Annotated in this window: 18 protein-coding genes; 5 read left to right on the top strand and 13 right to left on the bottom strand. The window is 36.9% G+C overall.

The window, feature by feature from the left end:
- Nucleotides 1–92: 92 nt before the first annotated feature.
- Nucleotides 93–662, bottom strand: coding sequence for an RNA polymerase sigma factor (locus DCS95_RS09185; protein ID WP_116770487.1), 570 nt, complete (start codon nucleotides 660–662; stop codon nucleotides 93–95).
- A gap of 101 nt (nucleotides 663–763) precedes the next feature.
- Nucleotides 764–2,551, bottom strand: a complete 1,788-nt coding sequence (locus tag DCS95_RS09180; RefSeq protein WP_116770486.1) for an alkaline phosphatase — start codon at nucleotides 2,549–2,551, stop codon at nucleotides 764–766.
- Between the two features lie 221 nt (nucleotides 2,552–2,772).
- Here DCS95_RS09180 and DCS95_RS09175 point away from each other — a divergent pair, with 221 nt between their 5' ends.
- Nucleotides 2,773–3,003, top strand: coding sequence for a hypothetical protein (locus tag DCS95_RS09175; RefSeq protein WP_116770485.1), 231 nt, complete (start codon nucleotides 2,773–2,775; stop codon nucleotides 3,001–3,003).
- Nucleotides 3,004–3,006: 3 nt separating this feature from the next.
- On the opposite strand, the gene eutC is transcribed toward DCS95_RS09175, so the two are convergent.
- The 3 genes from eutC to DCS95_RS09160 are packed head-to-tail and all read right to left on the bottom strand — an operon-like array spanning nucleotide 3,007 to nucleotide 6,432.
- Nucleotides 3,007–3,747: an ethanolamine ammonia-lyase subunit EutC gene (gene eutC, locus DCS95_RS09170; protein WP_116770484.1), complete on the bottom strand. Its 741-nt coding sequence runs from the start codon at nucleotides 3,745–3,747 to the stop codon at nucleotides 3,007–3,009.
- Nucleotides 3,744–5,114 (bottom strand): ethanolamine ammonia-lyase subunit EutB, encoded by a 1,371-nt coding sequence (locus tag DCS95_RS09165; protein ID WP_116770483.1) that lies wholly within the window; start codon nucleotides 5,112–5,114, stop codon nucleotides 3,744–3,746. The genes eutC and DCS95_RS09165 overlap by 4 nt, the downstream gene beginning before the upstream one ends.
- 1 nt (nucleotide 5,115) lies before the next feature.
- Nucleotides 5,116–6,432 (bottom strand): amino acid permease, encoded by a 1,317-nt coding sequence (locus tag DCS95_RS09160; RefSeq protein ID WP_116770482.1) that lies wholly within the window; start codon nucleotides 6,430–6,432, stop codon nucleotides 5,116–5,118.
- Nucleotides 6,433–7,068: 636 nt separating this feature from the next.
- On the opposite strand from DCS95_RS09160, the gene DCS95_RS20240 reads away from it, so the two are divergent.
- From DCS95_RS20240 to DCS95_RS09150, 3 genes are all read left to right on the top strand, one after another.
- The gene (locus DCS95_RS20240; protein ID WP_164674156.1) at nucleotides 7,069–7,245 is read left to right on the top strand and encodes a hypothetical protein; all 177 of its coding nucleotides are present in this window, start codon (nucleotides 7,069–7,071) and stop codon (nucleotides 7,243–7,245) included.
- 284 nt (nucleotides 7,246–7,529) lie between these two features.
- Entirely contained in the window at nucleotides 7,530–7,727 is a 198-nt protein-coding gene (locus DCS95_RS09155; protein ID WP_116770481.1) for a hypothetical protein, read from the top strand.
- Nucleotides 7,728–7,970: 243 nt separating this feature from the next.
- A complete protein-coding gene (locus tag DCS95_RS09150) occupies nucleotides 7,971–9,335 on the top strand; it encodes an exonuclease domain-containing protein (RefSeq protein ID WP_116770480.1) in 1,365 nt (454 codons plus the stop codon).
- On the opposite strand, the gene DCS95_RS09145 is transcribed toward DCS95_RS09150, so the two are convergent.
- The 7 genes from DCS95_RS09145 to DCS95_RS09115 form a co-directional block, all read right to left on the bottom strand.
- Nucleotides 9,330–10,736: an MBL fold metallo-hydrolase gene (locus DCS95_RS09145; protein ID WP_116770479.1), complete on the bottom strand. Its 1,407-nt coding sequence runs from the start codon at nucleotides 10,734–10,736 to the stop codon at nucleotides 9,330–9,332. The genes DCS95_RS09150 and DCS95_RS09145 overlap by 6 nt on opposite strands.
- 58 nt (nucleotides 10,737–10,794) lie before the next feature.
- Nucleotides 10,795–12,543 (bottom strand): SulP family inorganic anion transporter, encoded by a 1,749-nt coding sequence (locus DCS95_RS09140; RefSeq protein WP_116770478.1) that lies wholly within the window; start codon nucleotides 12,541–12,543, stop codon nucleotides 10,795–10,797.
- A gap of 54 nt (nucleotides 12,544–12,597) precedes the next feature.
- Complete coding sequence (locus tag DCS95_RS09135) at nucleotides 12,598–12,942, bottom strand: TfoX/Sxy family protein (protein WP_116770477.1); 345 nt, start codon at nucleotides 12,940–12,942, stop codon at nucleotides 12,598–12,600.
- A gap of 2 nt (nucleotides 12,943–12,944) precedes the next feature.
- Complete coding sequence (locus DCS95_RS09130; RefSeq protein WP_116770476.1) at nucleotides 12,945–13,718, bottom strand: SOS response-associated peptidase; 774 nt, start codon at nucleotides 13,716–13,718, stop codon at nucleotides 12,945–12,947.
- A gap of 18 nt (nucleotides 13,719–13,736) precedes the next feature.
- Nucleotides 13,737–14,513 carry an aldose 1-epimerase gene (locus tag DCS95_RS09125; RefSeq protein ID WP_116770475.1) on the bottom strand — a complete coding sequence of 259 codons (777 nt, stop codon included), beginning with the start codon at nucleotides 14,511–14,513 and terminating at the stop codon, nucleotides 13,737–13,739.
- A gap of 1 nt (nucleotide 14,514) precedes the next feature.
- A complete protein-coding gene (locus DCS95_RS09120; RefSeq protein ID WP_116770474.1) occupies nucleotides 14,515–15,810 on the bottom strand; it encodes a M20/M25/M40 family metallo-hydrolase in 1,296 nt (431 codons plus the stop codon).
- A gap of 78 nt (nucleotides 15,811–15,888) precedes the next feature.
- The gene (locus DCS95_RS09115) at nucleotides 15,889–17,130 is read right to left on the bottom strand and encodes an ABC transporter permease (RefSeq protein ID WP_116770473.1); all 1,242 of its coding nucleotides are present in this window, start codon (nucleotides 17,128–17,130) and stop codon (nucleotides 15,889–15,891) included.
- Nucleotides 17,131–17,133: 3 nt separating this feature from the next.
- On the opposite strand from DCS95_RS09115, the gene DCS95_RS09110 reads away from it, so the two are divergent.
- Entirely contained in the window at nucleotides 17,134–18,369 is a 1,236-nt protein-coding gene (locus DCS95_RS09110) for an exo-beta-N-acetylmuramidase NamZ family protein (protein ID WP_116770926.1), read from the top strand.
- Here DCS95_RS09110 and DCS95_RS09105 read toward each other — a convergent pair.
- Nucleotides 18,358–19,230, bottom strand: coding sequence for a sterol desaturase family protein (locus DCS95_RS09105; protein WP_116770472.1), 873 nt, complete (start codon nucleotides 19,228–19,230; stop codon nucleotides 18,358–18,360). The two genes, DCS95_RS09110 and DCS95_RS09105, sit on opposite strands and share 12 nt — an antisense overlap.
- Nucleotides 19,231–19,702: the final 472 nt, after the last annotated feature.

The following is a 19,702-nucleotide window of genomic DNA, read 5'->3' as shown; positions in this document are numbered from 1 at the left end:
AAACAGACGGGGTACGCACACTCAAAAAAGCAGGCTTAATGGTTACTTAACAAAGCAACCGTTCACTTAACTTTTAGATAATGAAAAAGAAACTAAAGAAAGGAAAACAACGTTTTTGCTACAGCAAGTTCTTTACGTAATTGACGTAAAGCATAAGAAATTTGATTCTCTACAGAACGTTGGGAAATATCTAATTGACTGGCAATCTCATTATTGTCAATATTGTTTACTCGACTTAGTCTAAAAATTACCTGACATCTTTTTGGAAGGTTTGATATAACACTATTTATTCTGGTAGATAATTCAATGACATCATCACTTTGATCTACTTCTGATGCAACCGACACAGATTTGGCAACTTCCAATTGGATCTTATTGAACTTTTGATCCCTTAAATGATTGTAACACTTATAACGAATGGATTTATACAAATATGACTTCAAAAACTTGATTTCAACATCTTGTCTTCTTTGCCAAAAATCGACCCAAATATCTTGTACGATATCCTTAGCAAGGCTGTCATTCATAAGAATAGAACAGGCATAGGAATACATAGGTTCCCATAATTCGTTGAACAATGTATTGAATGCTTTTTGATCTGATTTCTTAACACGCAAAACCAAGTCTTCAATTTCAATAGTATCCATGCCCTCCTTTTTCATAGTTCACAAATCTCCCTTAAATTAATTGAAGTGATATTATAACATTGTAAACATTAGGTAAAATGATCTCTATAGCTCGACCTCTAGATAGTTGCTAAAAACTACTTCTTTGTAGTTATATCCAACACGCTTAATAGCTTTGCAAAAATTTCATTATTCTCGTACACCCCTTGAAATTCTTGTGACATTGGTCCGTATGCAAAAACAGGAACCATAACGCCAGTATGGTCATTGGTAGTGAAATCTGCCTCAATTTCATGTAACCCTACATTACCTTGGGGTATGGTCAACCCGCCAGTTTCATGATCTGCCGTAATCACTACTAAAGTATTTTGATCGGCATCTGCAAACTTTATAGCTTCTGCAACAGCTCTATCAAAAGAAATACTTTCGGTCACTACACCTTCAATATGATTAGCATGACCATAGCTATCGATTTTTGCTCCCTCTACCATTAAGAAAAAAGGTTTCTCTTTATTTAAATACGAAATTCCATTTTTAGTTGCCAAAGCCAAATTTTGAATATACCCCGATAAGTCCTTTTTATCGGTATTGAACCATGCCCCAACTTTTAGTTCTGTACTCGCTGCAATGGTATTGATATCTGTTTTCATTACAAAACCGGTATCTTCATTGTTCTTTATAGCTGCAGTTGGTCGAGAAATAAATAGTTTCAATTGAGAAGTTTGCAAATCCGATGCAATTTCTGTAGCCATTCCTCTATCTGTTCTATGCGCAAAAAAAGAAGAAGGTGTTGCCCCGGTAATCTCATCGGTAGTAATAATGCCTGTACTGAAGCCTTTTTTAGATAAAATTTCGGTTAGATTAGGGATAGGTTCACCATCTACATTGGTTCCTATCGCCCTGTTATTTGTTTTCTCACCAGTAGCTATAGCCGTACCAGCACCGGCAGAATCTGTAGTAAAATCATCGGCAGATTGTGTCTTAATCAACCCAATACTTTTTATCTGTGTTAAAGAAAGCGCCCCGTTATTTGCCAAAACCGCAGATGATATTTGCGTTAACCCGTTACCATCACCGATCATTAAAATAATATTCTTTGGTGAGCGCTGTGCTTTATCCGACTTAAAACTTGGATGGTAAACTTCAGAGAAAACGGAATTTAGCACCACCCTATCCTTTAAAGAAGAAACATAAGCTACACACGCATTAGGCATATCGGTATTTATAAAATCGACACCCATGTTTACAAAAGCTTTCCAGGCGGATTTAGAATCGGGTGTAGCCCAAAATCGAAAAGGCTTCTTTAATTGATGTGCTTGTGCTATAACTTCTGTTACGTTATTATAGTCTTGTGAGGTAAGCCTGCCTTTACCGTTCCATTCAGAATAGTTCTTGAAACTAACACTTACCAAGGCAATTTTATCAAGTACTTCTGTATCAGTTACAGGTTGTAGACTTTGATAGTCGAAATAAATATAATTTGGATAATCTACATATTCTTCCAATGCCGGGCGGTTACCAGAGATGACAATTTTCACATGCTTATTGCTGATTATCGACGGATACTTTTTTAGACTAACTACAATAGCATCTAAAGTTTTATAGGCATCGGTCTTTACATCAATCAATAATTGCAAAGATCTATTGGCAGACAAATTTAAATCTAAAGCTTCTTGCAACGGATTTAAATAGAGCCTCTCTAATGTTTTATTTTCTTCTATTTCTCCTTGTTCATGGGCAACCATTAACTTTCCGTTCTTATAAAAAACATCTACTTCAATCGACTGCACCTCTGCACCAAAGGCTTTCCAAAAGGGAATATTCTGTTTATAATCGTTATGGGAATGAACTTTATAATCTTGGGCAACAGCTACAAGCATGTTAATAAACAACAAGCAGGCTATTGGTAATTTCAGAAATTTCATATGTCTATTGTATAAATATGGAAGTTTGGTCAGTAAGCTTAAGGTGTGGTTATACCTCAAGAAAATTTAACAGATTGCAAAAGTGAGGTCAAAATTTCATTATTATTTTAAGTTAAGGTCAAGTAAACATTAAGATGTTATGAAAATGCTCATATCTATTTTATTTTTTTGGCAAGCTGAAAGACTTTTTTATTTATTTTTGAAAACTACCATAACCACCAATGACCGAAAATATAAAACAAATGTTCAGTAAAATGAACGACGAAACTCGCGAGGAAGCATTAGAATGCTTAATGGGCGAATTCAACTTGGAAAGTACTAAATACGCCAAAAAAAATTGGATTATAGGAGGGCGTATTCCTGAAGAAAACCAAGAAAGAATAGTTCGTATTTTTCAAAATCTATTGAGAACACAAGCGTTCAAAATAAAGGAAATAAAGGTCAAGCTTTAAAAACTAGCTCTTTAATATTTCACCAACTTCAAGCTTTAATGATACTCCGCTAATTTTTAAAGCGAAAGATTTTTCAATTAAATACTGCAGAAGCTGAGCACCTTGTTTACCACTTAGTCCGTTCGAATGAATATTTGAAATACAATTTCTACGCTCATCGGTAAAGCCTATTTTTGGATGATACGTGGTGTAAATACCCATACTTTCAGGGGAGGACAAACCCGGTCTTTCACCAATACACACAGCTACAAAATCTGCACGGTACAATTCCGCTACAGCATCACCTATAGCAACCCTCCCTTGTTGAACAAGTGCAATTGCATAAGTATAGCTTTCGTTTATTTTTGGCAAAAGGTGACTTAAAACTTTAAAAGCATTGGTATTTACCGCTTTTGCTGAAAGTCCGTCAGTAATGACAAAAACAATATCGACCTTTTCAGTCTTTTTTAAATTAGTATTGAACAATAACTGCCTGCCAAGATCGGGTCTTTTCAAATACTCAAGCCTGTCGCTTGCCCTACTATTAAATATTTGATATGGTATTGCCTGCGCTTTACATTTTTGTGATAACCCCTCAACATCTAACTTGGTTACAATAGCATCTTTTGCCATTGCATGTGCATGTTTTAATGCCAGTACTTCGCTCAACGGCAAACCAGTACCCACATTGCCCAGTGCTACCCTTGCTTTAGTATGATTTTTTAATTGTTGCCATTTATTGGCTATGGATATATCCTTACTCATAAATTCAACAGCAATTTATTCGTATCACCCACAATACGCTTATTTCCCAACTCATCAACAATACCCATTTTCAACAACCAAGCTTCAAACTCCGGTGCTGGCTTTTTACCAAGAACTTTACGTAAATACAATGCATCATGAAAAGAAGTAGATTGGTAGTTTAGCATTATATCATCTGTACCGGGTACACCCATAAAAAAATTGCATCCGGCTACGCCTAATAAGGTCAATAAATTATCCATATCATCTTGATCGGCATCTGCATGGTTGGTATAACATACATCCATACCCATTGGCAGCCCCATAACTTTGGCACAAAAGTGATCCTCCAATCCTGCACGGGTAATCTGTTTTCCATCGAACAAATATTCCGGACCAATAAAACCAACCACCGAGTTCACCAAAAAAGGATCAAAGTGTCTTGCGACCGCATAAGCCCTTGCCTCCATTGTTTGCTGGTCAACACCATGATGAGCATTTGCAGATAAAGCAGACCCTTGACCGGTTTCAAAATACATACATTGATTACCAACCGTACCTCTCGCCAAAGCTAAAGTAGCATCATGAGCTTCCTTTAAAACTTGTAGATCGATACCAAAAGAACTGTTAGCCTTTTGCGAACCGGTAATAGATTGAAACACCAAATCTACCGGAGCTTTATCCATAATCTGTAAAGCCGTAGTTACATGGCACAACACACAACTCTGGGTAGGTATTTCATATTTTAAACGAACATCATCAAGCATTTTCAATAGATTGACAGTCACATTAGGACTATCGGTTGCGGGATTAATACCAATAACCGCATCTCCACAACCATACAACAAACCGTCTATCGTACTTGCTAAAATTCCTTTCATATCATCCGTGGGATGATTGGGCTGTAAGCGCACCGAAACATGACCTTTTAAGCCGACCGTGTTTCTAAAACGGGTAATTACTTGTATTTTGGAAGCGACGGCAATCAAATCTTGATTACGCATTAGCTTACATACGGCAGCAACCATTTCGGGAGTCAATGCCTTGCTAACTTCTAAAATATTTTGCCCAGATGTAGTATATTCTAGCAACCAATCTCTAAGGTCACCTACCGTAAAATGAGAAATATTATCAAAAGCTTTGAAATCATGGGTATCGATTATTAACCGAGTAACCTCATCTAATTCATAAGGAACTACAGCTTCATTTAAAAAAACTTTTAGGGGCAATTCACTCAACACATACTGAGCCGCAATTCTTTCGGTATTACTAGCTGCTGCCAAACCCGCCAAAGCGTCGCCCGATCTTAACGGACTCGCTTTTGCCAAAACAGATTTCAAATCATCGAAAAGATAATTCTGTTTTCCCAATGTAAATTGATAAGCCATGCTACTTTTTCCGGATTAAAAATACATACACCAAGCTACAAGCAATAAAAATAACAAACGCCGTAAATTGAAGGTATGCAAAAGCCAATACACAAATTAGCGAAATAATTACAGCAGTCATAGCGCTAACGGTTGAGAAAATAGGGTTAAAATCTGAATGTCGATACCAATCGAGATCAGATACCGTTGACACCAAGTCTTTCCTCTTTCTTAAAACTAATAAAGATGCACTTACCGCCAAATACATACATACCGCTCCAAATACCGACAGTTCAATTAAAAATCCTGTTTGGCTACTCCAAATAGCGACAAGGCTAATAATAAAAACCAACGCAGAAGCAACGGCTCTTTTAGAAACCCTTTTGATTTTTAAATCTGGCAGCAAGGGTTCTAGCTGCGTAGTTGCCGCAAAAGCAATTCCTTGTAAGGAAGCTATGAGTCCAAATAGACCAATAAATGTAAATAGTTGCACCAAAAAATTCTCTTTGCCCAATATCAATGCCATAGATGCCGGCATTGGGTGATTTTCAGTCAGTATATCCATACTTTCTGGCAATGTCCAATCTATACCTCCAGCGGCAAGGAATAACACCAAAAGCGCCAAAGTTAATAAGGTAAAAAAAGCGAGATTATACCCCTTGGTGATCGTTTTTCTAAAGCCCTTTCTATCTATTGTTTTGGTCATAAGCGATATTCCTTCAATGGCTAAAAACAACCAAATAGCATATGGAATAGCTTGAACAAAACGCTCAACATCAAACGACCCCACTCCTGAATTCATAAGATTTTCCACCTGAAAAGAGCTAATGACAGAACCTTGATACAAAAATAATTCTGCAATTGCGAGTAAGGTCAAAATTACTAACAAACGCACCCCAACGTGCATTTCAAAAAGGTTTATGATAGAGAAAAACAGAATAAAAAGTGTAGCTATCCAAGGAGACATGGTTAAATCATCTATTAAAAACCCTAAATATTCACCGAGAGAACTGGCAATTGCAGGAGTGGCAAATAAAAATTCAAATAAAATAGCCAGCCCTACAAAATAACCCCATTTCTGACCAAAAGCTTTTTCTACATAAGAATGCGGACCATTGGCATTAGGATAAACACATGCCAATTCAATTAAATTTTGCACTAGCCCGAAGTACATTAAGGCCGCAACTGCTACAGGAATAAAAAACCATAATGGTCCGGTAATGGCCCAACCTAAATTCCAGCCGAAAGATTCACCTGAAATCACCATACCAACGCCAATTGCCCAAATGGCAAAAACTCCAATTTTCTTAGAAATGGCAGGCTTTTCGGTAATCTTCATTAAATATGCGTAAGGTGATAGATACTAACGTTCACCTTAAAGCTAAGATTAATTATGACACCTTATATGTAATACCTATTTAATATTCTAGAATTGACATAGAAGTATGAAATCAATAAAATTAGTAGGTACATTTTTAAAAACCGATAATTCTAAGACTATCGATTTTTTACTTTCTGAAGTAAAATTAGGGCACAAAAAAACCGACACATTATGAGGATATGCCGGTTTTTTCAACTAACTCAAACTTATTCTAAACTCGCTGCAAATATGCAATCATTTATTAGGTTCAAGTTTAACTAAACATCAAGGAAACTTTAAATTCATTTTACCTTGATTGATTTAAAATCCAAGACAGTTTTTACTCCTTACAATTGATATAGTATTCAACCATAAAATTCAAATACTTATAACTTATCAAATTCTCAAAAAATACCAATAGGGAGTCTTATTGAATGTAACAACTCTTCATTTTAATAAAATTATTTAAGTTAAAAAATACCCTTAATTGGGTATTGTCCAATATTTTAAGTTCAAATAGTTTTACCCTATGATCAAACTAGATTATATAGCGATCAATTGTTAGTTGTTAAAAATCCGTCCTTCCCTCAAGAGGACGGATTTAAACCAAGAAAAATGCAAAGACAAAAAGAAGAACTTCAAATTTTAGCTAGAATAGGTGAACGAAAAATTAAATCTATAAAAGCAAACTATGAACTGACCGAATCTGAGCTCTTGGTAATATTAAAGCTTCACTATAAACACAAAAATCGAAGAGGATTAGATTTTTCTAAAACCTTGAACATATTTTAGACCAAGCCCTTCATGGAAATTGCTAATCGAAATCGGGGGAACTAGAGAAGCAACGAAAATGAAGGGCTTGGTTTTTATATTCACCAATCCAAACCCAAGATTAGCGTTACTGATTATTAGCTTATATCCTTATAACCAACCCTTGTGAATTATTAACAATTAGTGTTAATAACATTTTGTGTGCATTTCATCGAATAAATTCAACTTTTCGTCGTTAATGCATAAAGTTTAAATATTTTCGGATTGCGTTAATAATATAGCGAGATAATTTTACCAAGATTTACATGAAATTCCACCCGACCAAAGCCTTTTTCGTCCCTGTTGCAGCCATTGTTTTCTTATTAAGTTTATCTTCTTGCGGTAAAGACTACGACCTAGTTTCTGATTACGTAGTGCGCGAGAATGTTGAGACCGACTTATTAAATGAAAATTTAGATACTCAAAAAACAGATGTAGCCGTTATCAATTCCCAGAATAAATAACCGACACATCATAAGGTATAACTTACCTTAAAGTTCCAGTTAATACTAGATGTAAATCATCTAAAATTATCTGTCCCCATTACACAATATTACCACTGACCTCCCCATATAACATTACCCCAGCTTTACAGCAGTTAATTACTCCTATTCCAATAGACCTAATTTCTCTTTTATGCTGCTAAACAACAAGTCTTACTAATTCATTTTGAACTAACTTTGTACCGATAAGTTATTCCTCACTTTTTGTATACGATAATTGACATAGAAACTACCGGAAACGGCATAAAAGGAAATAGAATTACGGAAATTTCTATTTTTAAATATGACGGTCATGAGGTGGTAGATGAATTTACCTCTTTAGTTAACCCAGAATGTGAGATTCCCGCATTCATAACCGGTCTTACCGGTATTGACAATGACATGGTTCGAAATGCGCCTTTACTAGAGGAAATTATACCGCAAATCGAAGCCATTACCAAAGACACCATTTTTGTAGCCCACAGCGTCAATTTTGACTACAACGTCATCAAAAACGAGTTTAAATTACTCGGTCATGATTTCTCTAGAAAGAAATTATGTACGGTACGCTTATCTCGAAAACTATTACCCGGCTATAACTCATATAGCTTAGGAAAATTAACTACGGCTTTGGGCATACCGTTAACCGACAGACACCGTGCTAGAGGCGATGCGCACGCTACCGTACTTTTGTTCCATAAATTGTTAAGGGCAGAAAATGCCGAAACGGTTTTTAAGCAATTCTTGAACGCAAAATCTCAAGAAGCTACTTTACCACCTGGTTTACCCAAAGAGGAATTCTTAAAATTACCCAGTACTCCCGGTGTATATTATTTTAAAGACCATAAGGGCAAAATAATTTATGTAGGCAAAGCCAAGAATATTAAAAAAAGGGTCCTAGGTCATTTCTATGATAAAAAAACCAAAGAATTGGTGCTTTGTGGTGAAACCGCATCTATAGACTATGAAGAAACCGGTAATGAGCTCATTGCTCTTTTAAAAGAATCGGCAGAGATTAAACATTACTACCCTAAATACAATAGTGCGCAGAAAAGGTCAATACAGCAATACGGCATATTTACGTACGTAGATCGTAACGGGATAATTCATCTTGCATTCAATAAAATAAAAATGACTCCAAGTCCTATTGCTATTTGCTATAGTCCCACCGAAGCCAGGCAATATTTGGAAACCCTGTGCAGTACTTTTGAGTTGTGCCCCAAGTACTGTCATTTACAAGAAAATGTGGTTGTATGTTCCCACTATAAAATTAAGCAGTGTATTGGTATTTGCTCAAATTTGGAAATGGTGGAGGAATACAACCAGCGCGTTCATAATGCCCTTCAAAGTATAAAAGAGGTTGCTTCTACGCTTGTGATAAAGACCAAGGGAAGAACTATGGATGAAAACGGATTTGTAGTCATCAAAGAAAACAACTACGCCGGTTACGGGTTTGCACCTCACGAACTGCCCATTTCTCAAATGGAAGATCTAGAGATGTTCATTACACCACAAAAAAATACGCTGGAAACCCAGCGTATTGTAGAAAGTTATTTAAGAAAAAATCCAAATGCTGTTTTTCAACTATAAAGTCGTTGGGCAAACATAATCTGTTTTCTCCAAATCTTCATTTTTTAAGGCTCCGTATCCACCTTTTACATCGATTAGATTATGAATACCTCGGCTTTTCAGTATTGAAGATGCAATTACCGAACGATAACCACCAGCACAGTGCACCAAGAATTCTCCCTTCTCAGGAAATTCACCCAAATGTTTATTCAACTCGCTTAAAGGCGCATGCACGGCACCTACTAAATGCTCACTTTGGTACTCCCCATCTTTACGAACATCAAAAACCGCATTGCCTTTATCTATTAAAGTTTTTGCCTCGGATGCCGTGATCGAATTTATTTGGTCTATTTCTTTTCCTGCTGCTTTCCAAGCATCAATTCCGCCTTTTAAATATCCTATTGCAGCATCAAAACCTACACGCGATAATCTAGTGATGGCTTCCTCTTCTTTACCCTCTGGTACAACCAATAACAATGGTTGTTTGGTATCGGCGATCAAGTCTCCCACCCAAGGAGCAAAATCACCGTTTAACCCAATAAATATTGACCTTGGAATATGCCCCTTAACGTACTCGTCTTGATGTCTAACATCTAACACCAATGCTTCAGTATCGTTAGCGGCTTTTTCAAATTCATCTGGAGAAAGCTCAACATTACCACGATTAAGCACTTCGCCTATATCTTCGTAACCTTCCTTGTTCATTTTTACATTTAAAGGAAAATATTTAGGTGGAGGCAACAAACCATCGATTACCTCTTTTATGAACTCTTCCTTGGTCATATCAGCCCTTAAGGCATAATTCATTTTCTTTTGATTACCCAAACTGTCTACAGTTTCCTTCATCATATTTTTACCGCATGCAGAACCGGCACCATGTGCAGGGTATACAATAACATCGTCAGACAAGGGCATTATTTTAGTACGCAAACTATCGTACAACGTACCTGCTAATTGCTCTTGCGTCATATCAGCCGATTTTTGAGCAAGATCCGGTCTGCCCACATCTCCTAAGAACAAAGTATCACCAGAGAAAATCGCATAATCCTTATCATTTTCATCGCGTAATAAATACGTAGTACTTTCCATGGTATGCCCAGGGGTATGTAATACTTTAAAAGTCAGCTTTCCTAATTTAAATTCTTGTCCGTCTTCCGCTATTATTGCATCAAAACTTGGGCTGGCCGTAGGACCATAAATTATTGGAGCCCCGGTTTCTTTTGAAAGGGTAACGTGCCCACTCACAAAATCGGCATGAAAATGAGTTTCAAATATATACTTAATCTTAGCATTATCGTTCTCTGCCCTTTGTAAATACGGAGTCACCTCGCGCAACGGATCAATAATTGCCACCTCACCATCACTTTCAATATAATATGCTCCCTGAGCTAAACATCCTGTATATATCTGTTCTATGTTCATATCTCCTAATTTTTAAAATTTTCTATCTACTTCTTCACCCCTTAAGGTACAAGAATTATTATTTTTTGACATTATTCATTTTCGCCATTCTACTATTTTCGTAAGCCACCTTTGCTGCCAGTAACGATACCTCATTGGGGTCATCGAAAAAATCAACCGCCTCTTTTGTTTTTACGAATAAAAATTCGCGCTGTAATTCCTTTATAATTCCGGTACTGAATATGATATCCCTTGTAGGACCTATAGCTCCCGCAATGTAGAACTGCAACTCACGTTCCCGAATATCATGTATTAATTTTGTCAACATATCTGCTGCTGTTGCATCAATATAATTTATTGACTCCGCATTCAAGATAATTCCCTTTAACTTGGGTCCTTTTGCCTTTATATGCTTTAACAACTGCTTTTTGAAATAGGCAGAATTACCAAAATATAACTGAGAATCAAACCTTACTATTAAGAGGTCATTACGTACCACGACCTCATCTGCAAAACGAATTACGTTTTTATAATAATCTGAATTGCCAATGTTCCCAATCTCCACAAAATGTGGTTTAGAGGTTCTATATACCATTAATAAAAGAGAACATAGAACACCTATTAATATACCTTGTGTTATACCAATGAATAACGTAATCAAAAAGGTGACCAACATCACAAAAAATTCATCTTTTCTGTTCTGCCATAAATATTTAAAGTACTTAATATCGATAAGTTTTACTACCGATACCATTATGATACTAGCCAATATAGCATTAGGGAGGTATTGGAACAGGGGAGTTAAAAACAACAGTGTCAGCACTACCAAAATCACACTAAAAATTGCACTTAAATTCGTTTTTGTACCCGCATCAAAGCTAATAGCCGATCTAGAAAAACTTGCCGTTACCGGATACCCTTGAAAAAAAGACCCGACAATATTAGCAGAACCTAGAGCAATTAATTCTTGGTTGGCCTTAATGGTATCTTCTCCCGTTTTATCTTCTATTGCCTTACCGATAGAAATGGCTTCTAAATACCCCACCAGTGCTAAGGCAATGGCAATAGGTGCCAATTGCTCTATATCATCGATATTCAATGATGGCATAATAAAAGAAGGCAACCCACTAGGCACATTACCCACCAATTTTATACCAAAAGATTCCAATTGAAAAGAGTAAACAGCCAAAATACCCAATACAACGATTATTAATATTCCGGGTATGTTTTTCGTCCATTTTTTAAAACCAAGCAATAATGCGATACCAACTAGGCCGATACCGAAATCAACATAATTTATCTCACCGAGCTTATCAAAAATATTGATTATGGTCTCATAAATTCTATTGCTGCCAACCACCGAAATACCCAATAAATGTTTCATTTGACTGAAAACAATGATAATGGCTGCAGCTGAAGTAAAACCGCTGATGACTGGTTTAGAAAGAAAGTTGACCAAAAAACCCATACGAAGCACCCCTAACAAAAATTGAATTGCCCCTACCATAAAGGCAAGAACCACCACCATTTTAATGTAATTTTCAACTCCTGTAATAGCTAGAGTACCCAAACCTACCGCAACCAATAACGAATCCATCGCAACAGGACCAACAGCAATTTTTCTTGAAGTACCTAAAAGTGCATAGGTGAGCACAGGAAACAACGATGCATATAAACCATGAACCGGAGGAAGACCCGCAATCATTGCGTAGGCCATCCCTTGGGGCACCAATACGATACCCACGGTAATACCTGCCAACAAATCTTTAATAAAGTTGGCTTTTTTGTAGGATGAAATCCAATCCAGAAAAGGAAAAATGTTTTTCACGCCGTAAATTTAATCATTATAAAGGGCACGAATGCGTATTTTGAAACCAATAGCTCATGCATTTAAAAGCTTGTTAAACTCCAACGCTTTTACTACCCAAAAATCAAGGTCGTCTTCATGGTCAAAGCCGTCAGGACCAATAAATAAAAAACCTCGCAAGGGTTTACCTGTAAAATCCATTGGGGTACTACCGGGTTTGTGCAATAATTTTTCATAATTCAATTTACCCACCCTAACCATTAATTTATCTTCTTCGGTTTTCTTATCGAACATGATACCCAAACACATTTTACCATTGACCATGAATGTGAGTCCGCCCATCATTTTCTTCTCTTCAACCAGACCTTTTCCTTTCAACCTTGGTCTTACCCTATCTGCCAGATACTCACTATAAGCCATATTTATAAATTTAGTTTTTCGGGATCTAGCTCCGCATATTCAACTTCATTACAAATAGACTCCGTATTGCCCATATAATTCTTACCGCGAAGCTTGCCAACGGTATGGGCTTTTAATGCGATGTCATTGGTGGAATTTAATACTTCCTCTATTTGCTTTTCAATAGTTGAGCTTGATGAAAGCCACCTTTCTTCCATTTCTTCGGATAACATTAAAGGCATACGTGGCTCTTTTAATTTAGGGTTGTTGTGAATTTTTGCCATCATACCATTTCCTAATGTAGTTACTATTGAAAATGAATTAATAGTACCACCATGCTCTGGATGTTGCCATTTAGACCACAAAGCTGCAAGTGCCAAAGGTTTTTTGTTCTTTGGATGGATAAAAAAAGGATAGGTGTTATTGTTAAAATGGTGATGCTCATAAAACCCGTCCACATAAAAAATACATCTTTTTTCATGTGCGGCATCTCGAAACGCTGGTTTCTCAAATATGGTTTCGACCCGGGCATTCAATGTACTATTCCAAATTTTCTTTTGCTGCTCAACCGTGTTCACCCAATGGGGAATAAGTCCCCACGTAGCCACAATTGGATACCACGGGTCTTCATTGGTGTAAATCAATACCTCTGGATGCGTAAACCCCGATGCATGATGAAGCGGCAAGTCTGTCAACGGTCCCAATTTTTCTACAATTTCCTCTATTGCCTTTAAATCTTGGTTTCGCTGAGCACGTTTTAATTGTGCCTCTAAACTCGTTTTTACATCATAACACATACACTGGTGATTTTAAAACTACATAGGTTTCAACACCACTTTAAAAACAGCCGGTTCCTTTTTAAGCCTCGTAAAACCTTCCGCTAGGTTTTCTTGTGCAACGGCATATGGATAGAATGTTATGGGCTCAATACACACCATATTTGGCACTTCTGTCCACAACATAAAATGGCTAAAGCCTTCAGATGTTATTTGAATGGATTTCTCATCCTTTAAGGTAATCGTATCTGTCTTAGGCACCTGTAGCGCCCTACTCCCTACTGCCATAACTTCAGGAATGGTAATATCTTGACTAGTGGTAGAAATAATGGCGTTTTTAGAATGCAACATAAATGCAGGGTGATAGCCTAACATAAAAGGCATACCCTCTTCACCCGAAATAGTAAACGTTACCTCTAAAGCATCACCGGTCAATTCAAAGGTTTTCACAAACTCAAAATCATAGGGCCAGCTTAATTTCTCAGCGGTAGACTTCGCAGGGTATTTCGAGTTTAACACCGTGGTATTGGCTGTATATTTTTTTGAGAACACTGCTTTAGAAGCAGTATGCTCCGTCAACTCATATTCCATTTCACGCAATAGACCATGCTGATCTTGAACAGCAAATCCTTTAGGAGTCTTTACTTTAAAATCGGCTTCGTTCGTTGGCCCGATCAAAGGGAACATTTCAGTATCTACACTACGCCAACCGGGGTTTCCTTTTTGATGCATAAACTCATGACCGTCTACTCGATAGCCCACCAACTCACCTATTTCGATTTTAACTTCGTGATCCTTATGTTTTAATGTTGTCATATTACTCATTTATCAATCTATAAATTAATAATGCCGTTCTCTTTGTCAATGCCTCAATAGTATTCAAGTTTACCGTTTCTTCAGGGGTGTGTGCAGCATTTCCCATGGTACCCAACCCGTCTAAACAGTCTACATATTCAGCTACAAAAGACGTATCTGCAGCACCTCTTTTACCAGGATCATATGCTAATACCTCACCTTGTTTAAGATCTAAACTCACCTCATTTAATTTTTCAAGTAAAGCCTTATTACCTTCCGTAGGTTGCATTGCCGGGTAACTATCCTTAAAAGTTACCGTTGCAGATGTCTGCGGCAAATTATCGGCTACTATCGCTCTCATTTTCTCGCGAGCACGTTCTTTTTGTTCTTCGGAAATAAAACGTAAGCCACCTCGCACTTCCGCTTTTTGTGCAACCACATTTGTTTTTCCAAACACGGTTCCTTTACTACTCATTTCATCGAATTCCACAAAAGTACCACCGACCAATGTACCAGGATTAAAGGTCAACAAATCTTCACCTTTTACATCGGTATAAAAACCGTTCAAGATTCTAGACATTTCAAAAATGGCACCTGCACCAGTATCATCGCTAAAAATGCCTGAAGAATGGGCTCTTTTTCCCTCTACCTCAACCTTCCATCCAGAAGAACCTCTACGGGCGACGGTAGCATAGTTGAACCCCGTTGAATTTTCAAAACCCAAACCAATATCACTTCTTTTTGCCGCTTCTATTAAATCGTGCCTACTTTTCTCTAAAGGACTTCCCGTACTTTCTTCGTCTCCTGTAAAGGCAACTATGATCTGGGCATCATTCAATAATCCGTTTTGTTGTAAAGCCTTTAACGCATAGAGTACAATTACATTACCCCCTTTCATGTCATTACCACCAGGCGCATGTGCAATAGAATCGTTCACCATCTCAAAAGTCTGGAACGGACTATCTTCTTCAAACACCGTATCTAAATGACCGATCAACAATAATTTCTTACCCTTTGTTCCTTTCACTTCGGCAAATAAATGACCCGCCCTGTTCATTTCTTCGGGCATAGGAATCCAAGTACTTTCAAAACCAATATCAGTAAAAGCAGTTGCAAATTCCTTTCCCACCTTTTCTACACCTTTTAGATTAAGAGTGCCACTATTGATATTTACAACTTTCTCTAAAAATGAAATAGCTTCGGCATTATTCTGCTCAATGGATTTTACAATCCTTTTCTCGTTTTTTGAAAGTTTCTGCGCATTGACTCCCGTCAATAAAAGCACAGCAAATAGGGTAAGAAGTAACTTTTGATGCATGTGATTTGTTTTACATCAAATTTACCAAAAAGAGGGGTAATCAAAGGTGAATTACACAATAAGCTTATGAAAATTACACTACTCGAATCTAATGGCCTTCACCGGTGTAATTCTCGTAATTATATACGACGGTATCAACAACATCAATAAACATAACAACAATACCCCGGCATTTAAAAGAAGAATAATCCATAAATCTATACTCACCGGAATGTATTCAATATAATATTCCTTAGGGTTTGGAAACTTAAACCAACGAAACTGATCTTGAAGAAAAATTATGCCCAAACCAATTAAATTACCCCAGAACAAGCCAACGGCAATAAGGTAAGCGGCATTATATAAAAAGACTTTGCGAATACTCCAATTATTAGTACCCAAAGCCTTCAAAATTCCGATCATTGGGGTACGTTCTAAAATAAGTACCAATAGTGCCGTAATCATATTAATACCACCCACGATAATCATTATACCTATAATAAGGGCAATATTAAAATCGAATAACCCTATCCATTCAAAAATCTTGTAATATTTATCCTTTATGGATTTTGTATCTAAACTAGATACTGTTTGCCCATAGATTTCATTCGCTTTTTGGTCAATATCATCAAAACTGTTCAAGAATATCTCAAAATTACCAACCTCTGTTTCTTCCCACTTGTTCATGCGTTGAATATGGCGAATGTCGGTAAAAATATAGAGTCCGTCTATCTCCTCAAAACCACTATCAAAAATGCCGGTTATGGTAAATTTTCTTTGGTTTGGAATTTTATCCGGAGCATCATCCCTTAGAAAAAAAGTAAAAAACGAATCGCCCACCTTAAAATTTAGTCGGTTCGCCATAATTTTAGAAATGAGCACATCAGAATTCAAATCACCCGTATAATCAGGCAGCACACCATCGATCAGAAATTCATCGAATGGTTCCCAGTTATAATCTTTACCTACGCCTTTGGCTATAATACCTTCAAAGGTATCTTCAGTTCTAATGATACCGGCCTTGGTAGCTACTGCTTGAATATGACGTACCCCGTCTACCATTTTAAATTCTGGATAGAACTCTTGTTGCGTGCTTACCGGAACTACAGATACCTCAGAATTATTATTATCGTAATTATAAATTTGTACGTGACCGTTAAAAGCAGTTACTTTTTCACGTATTTTATCTTTTAAACCCAAACCGGTAGCAATAGCGATCAACATCATGATCACCCCAATGGCAATTGCGGCAATGGCTATTTTTATTATTGGTGCGGAAATACTAATTTTATGCTCCTTACCCTTTATAAGCCGTTTGGCGATAAAATATTCTAGATTCAAATGATGTTATTTTTATCCAATTTCAAAAGTACAGTTTTATTATGGTTTTTGGTATTGGCTACCTGTGGAAACGATACCAAAGTAATAGCCAACAACTCACCAACCCAAGACGAGCCAAAAATTGAAGTACAAGAAAAAGAAATTGTGGTAGCGGCCAACCGAACCAAAGCGTACTTACCATTCTTAAAAGACAAAAAAATAGCCATTGTCGCCAACCAAACAAGCGTCATTTTTAAACCCGATGGGTACACCCACTTGGTAGACAGTCTTCTTTCTTTAGATGTTGACATTAAACAGGTTTTTGCACCAGAACATGGGTTTAGGGGTAATTTCGATGCCGGTGAGCATGTGAAAAATAGTACCGACACCAAAACGGGACTAGAATTAATATCATTACACGGAAAGAACAGAAAACCGACTCAAGAACAATTAGAAGGCTTAGATCTGGTATTGTTCGATATACAAGATGTGGGTGTACGCTTTTACACATACATTTCTACATTGCAATTGGTTATGGAAGCCTGTGCCGAAAAAGGAATACCCGTTTTGGTATTGGACCGCCCAAACCCCAACGGACATTATATTGACGGCCCTACCATGGAAGCCGAACATACTTCTTTTCTTGGTATGACCCAGATACCATTGGTATATGGTATGACCATTGGCGAATATGCCAACATGATCAATGCAGAGATGTGGTTAGAGGGTGATAAAAAAGCCGATTTGACCGTAATTCCTCTAGAAAACTGGTCGCATGATCGCTTTTATAGCTTACCTATTCGCCCTTCACCGAACTTACCAAACGACACCTCAATTACCCTTTACCCTAGCTTGGGCCTGTTTGAAGGCACAAACATCAATGCCGGTCGTGGTACGGAGTTTCAATTTCAACGCTACGGAGCTTCATTTTTAGATTCCACTGCTTACGATTTCTCCTATACACCAAAACCCAATTTTGGTTCAAAATACCCGAAAGAAGAAGGAAAACTGTGTTATGGCAAAGACCTTTCCAGTACCAAGCGAATGAACCAGATGACTATGGAATACGTTATAGATGCCTATACACATTCTGTAGATAAAAGTAAATTCTTTCTAACTAGTGGTTTTACCAAACACGCAGGTAATGACAGATTGCAAAAGCAAATTGAAGCCGGCGCCACCAATGCCGAAATAAAAACAAGTTGGCAAGATGATATAGAAAAATTTAAAAAGATAAGGGCAAAGTATCTACTTTACTAAATGCTGCTCATTGACAATATCTGCCAAATTACTACCATCGGTAGTTGGTTTTCTGTACCCTACAAAAGGATATTTTAACAACGGACCAATTTTACCGTTCGCTACCTCATCGGGGAACGTATCTACACCGTAGATTATTTTTTCACGATCCAAATGCATATAGGTGCCGAATAAACGATCCCACCAAGAGAAAATATTTCCGTAATTGCTATCTGTATACGGCAATACATAATGGTGATGTACTTTGTGCATATCTGGGGAAATGATTACCCAACTAATTGCTTTGTCCAAACCTTTTGGCAGTTTTATATTCGCATGGTTAAATTGAGACAACACTACAGAAAGACTTTGGTACAACATTATGATTCCTATTGGGGCACCAACCATAAAAACGCCTAGTAAGGTAAATAAATAACGAATAATACTTTCTAACGGATGATGTCTATTAGCTGTGGTCGTATCAACATTATGATCGGTATGATGTACCAAATGCACCATCCACAACGGTTTTACTCGGTGCTCTACCAAATGTGCCAAATAAGCTCCGATTAAATCAAGCAAAGCAACACCTAAAAATACATATGCCCACAAAGGCATTTCTGGCAACCAATTAATGATACCGAAATCATTGGCAACAGCCCAATCCGATGTTTTTAAAAGGAAGAAAGCCAACGGAAAATTTACAATTATAGTGGTCAGCGTAAAAAAGAAATTAGGCACCGAATGCTTCCATTTATTATAAGCACCATTGAATAAGGGGACAATACCTTCTAATATCCAGAAAAAAGTTATACCACCAACCAAAATTAAAGACCGGTGTGCGGCAGGTATCGATTCAAAATAGGTTATAATCTGATCCATAAAATGAAAGTGTATTTTAAGTTATTTACATGCAAATAGAATTACATCACCTAATTAAAGCATTATTAATTAAATATGTTAACTCTGACAAATTCGCAAATAATCAATCAATATAATAAACTTTTATTGGTATTACTCGTAAAACAATTAATTTTCAGAAATATCAAACTTAAATTTTATTTATTATATACGGTCCAAAACTAGCAAACTATGGGTAGGTCACCGCTAATTTTGAGCCAGTCAAATATTGATCTGGCATTTAATCCTCTGGTCTGAATGTTGCACCAGTCTAAAGTATTTTCTTGGGTTTTCTTATGCTAGAGATTCTAACTCTATCTTTGCTGAATAGAAAGCTATTAGTATTACAAAAACCAAAATTGATAATTGAATAAACTTTAGTGGCTTGTCCTGCTCTTTAAAAATCAAAACTAAATTCCATACTAATAGCAAAACAACAATAACCAAAAGAATG

The organism is Maribacter litoralis (genome assembly GCF_003075045.1).
Taxonomy (GTDB): Bacteria; Bacteroidota; Bacteroidia; order Flavobacteriales; family Flavobacteriaceae; genus Maribacter; species Maribacter litoralis.
This window is presented reverse-complemented; position numbering and strand designations above follow the sequence as displayed.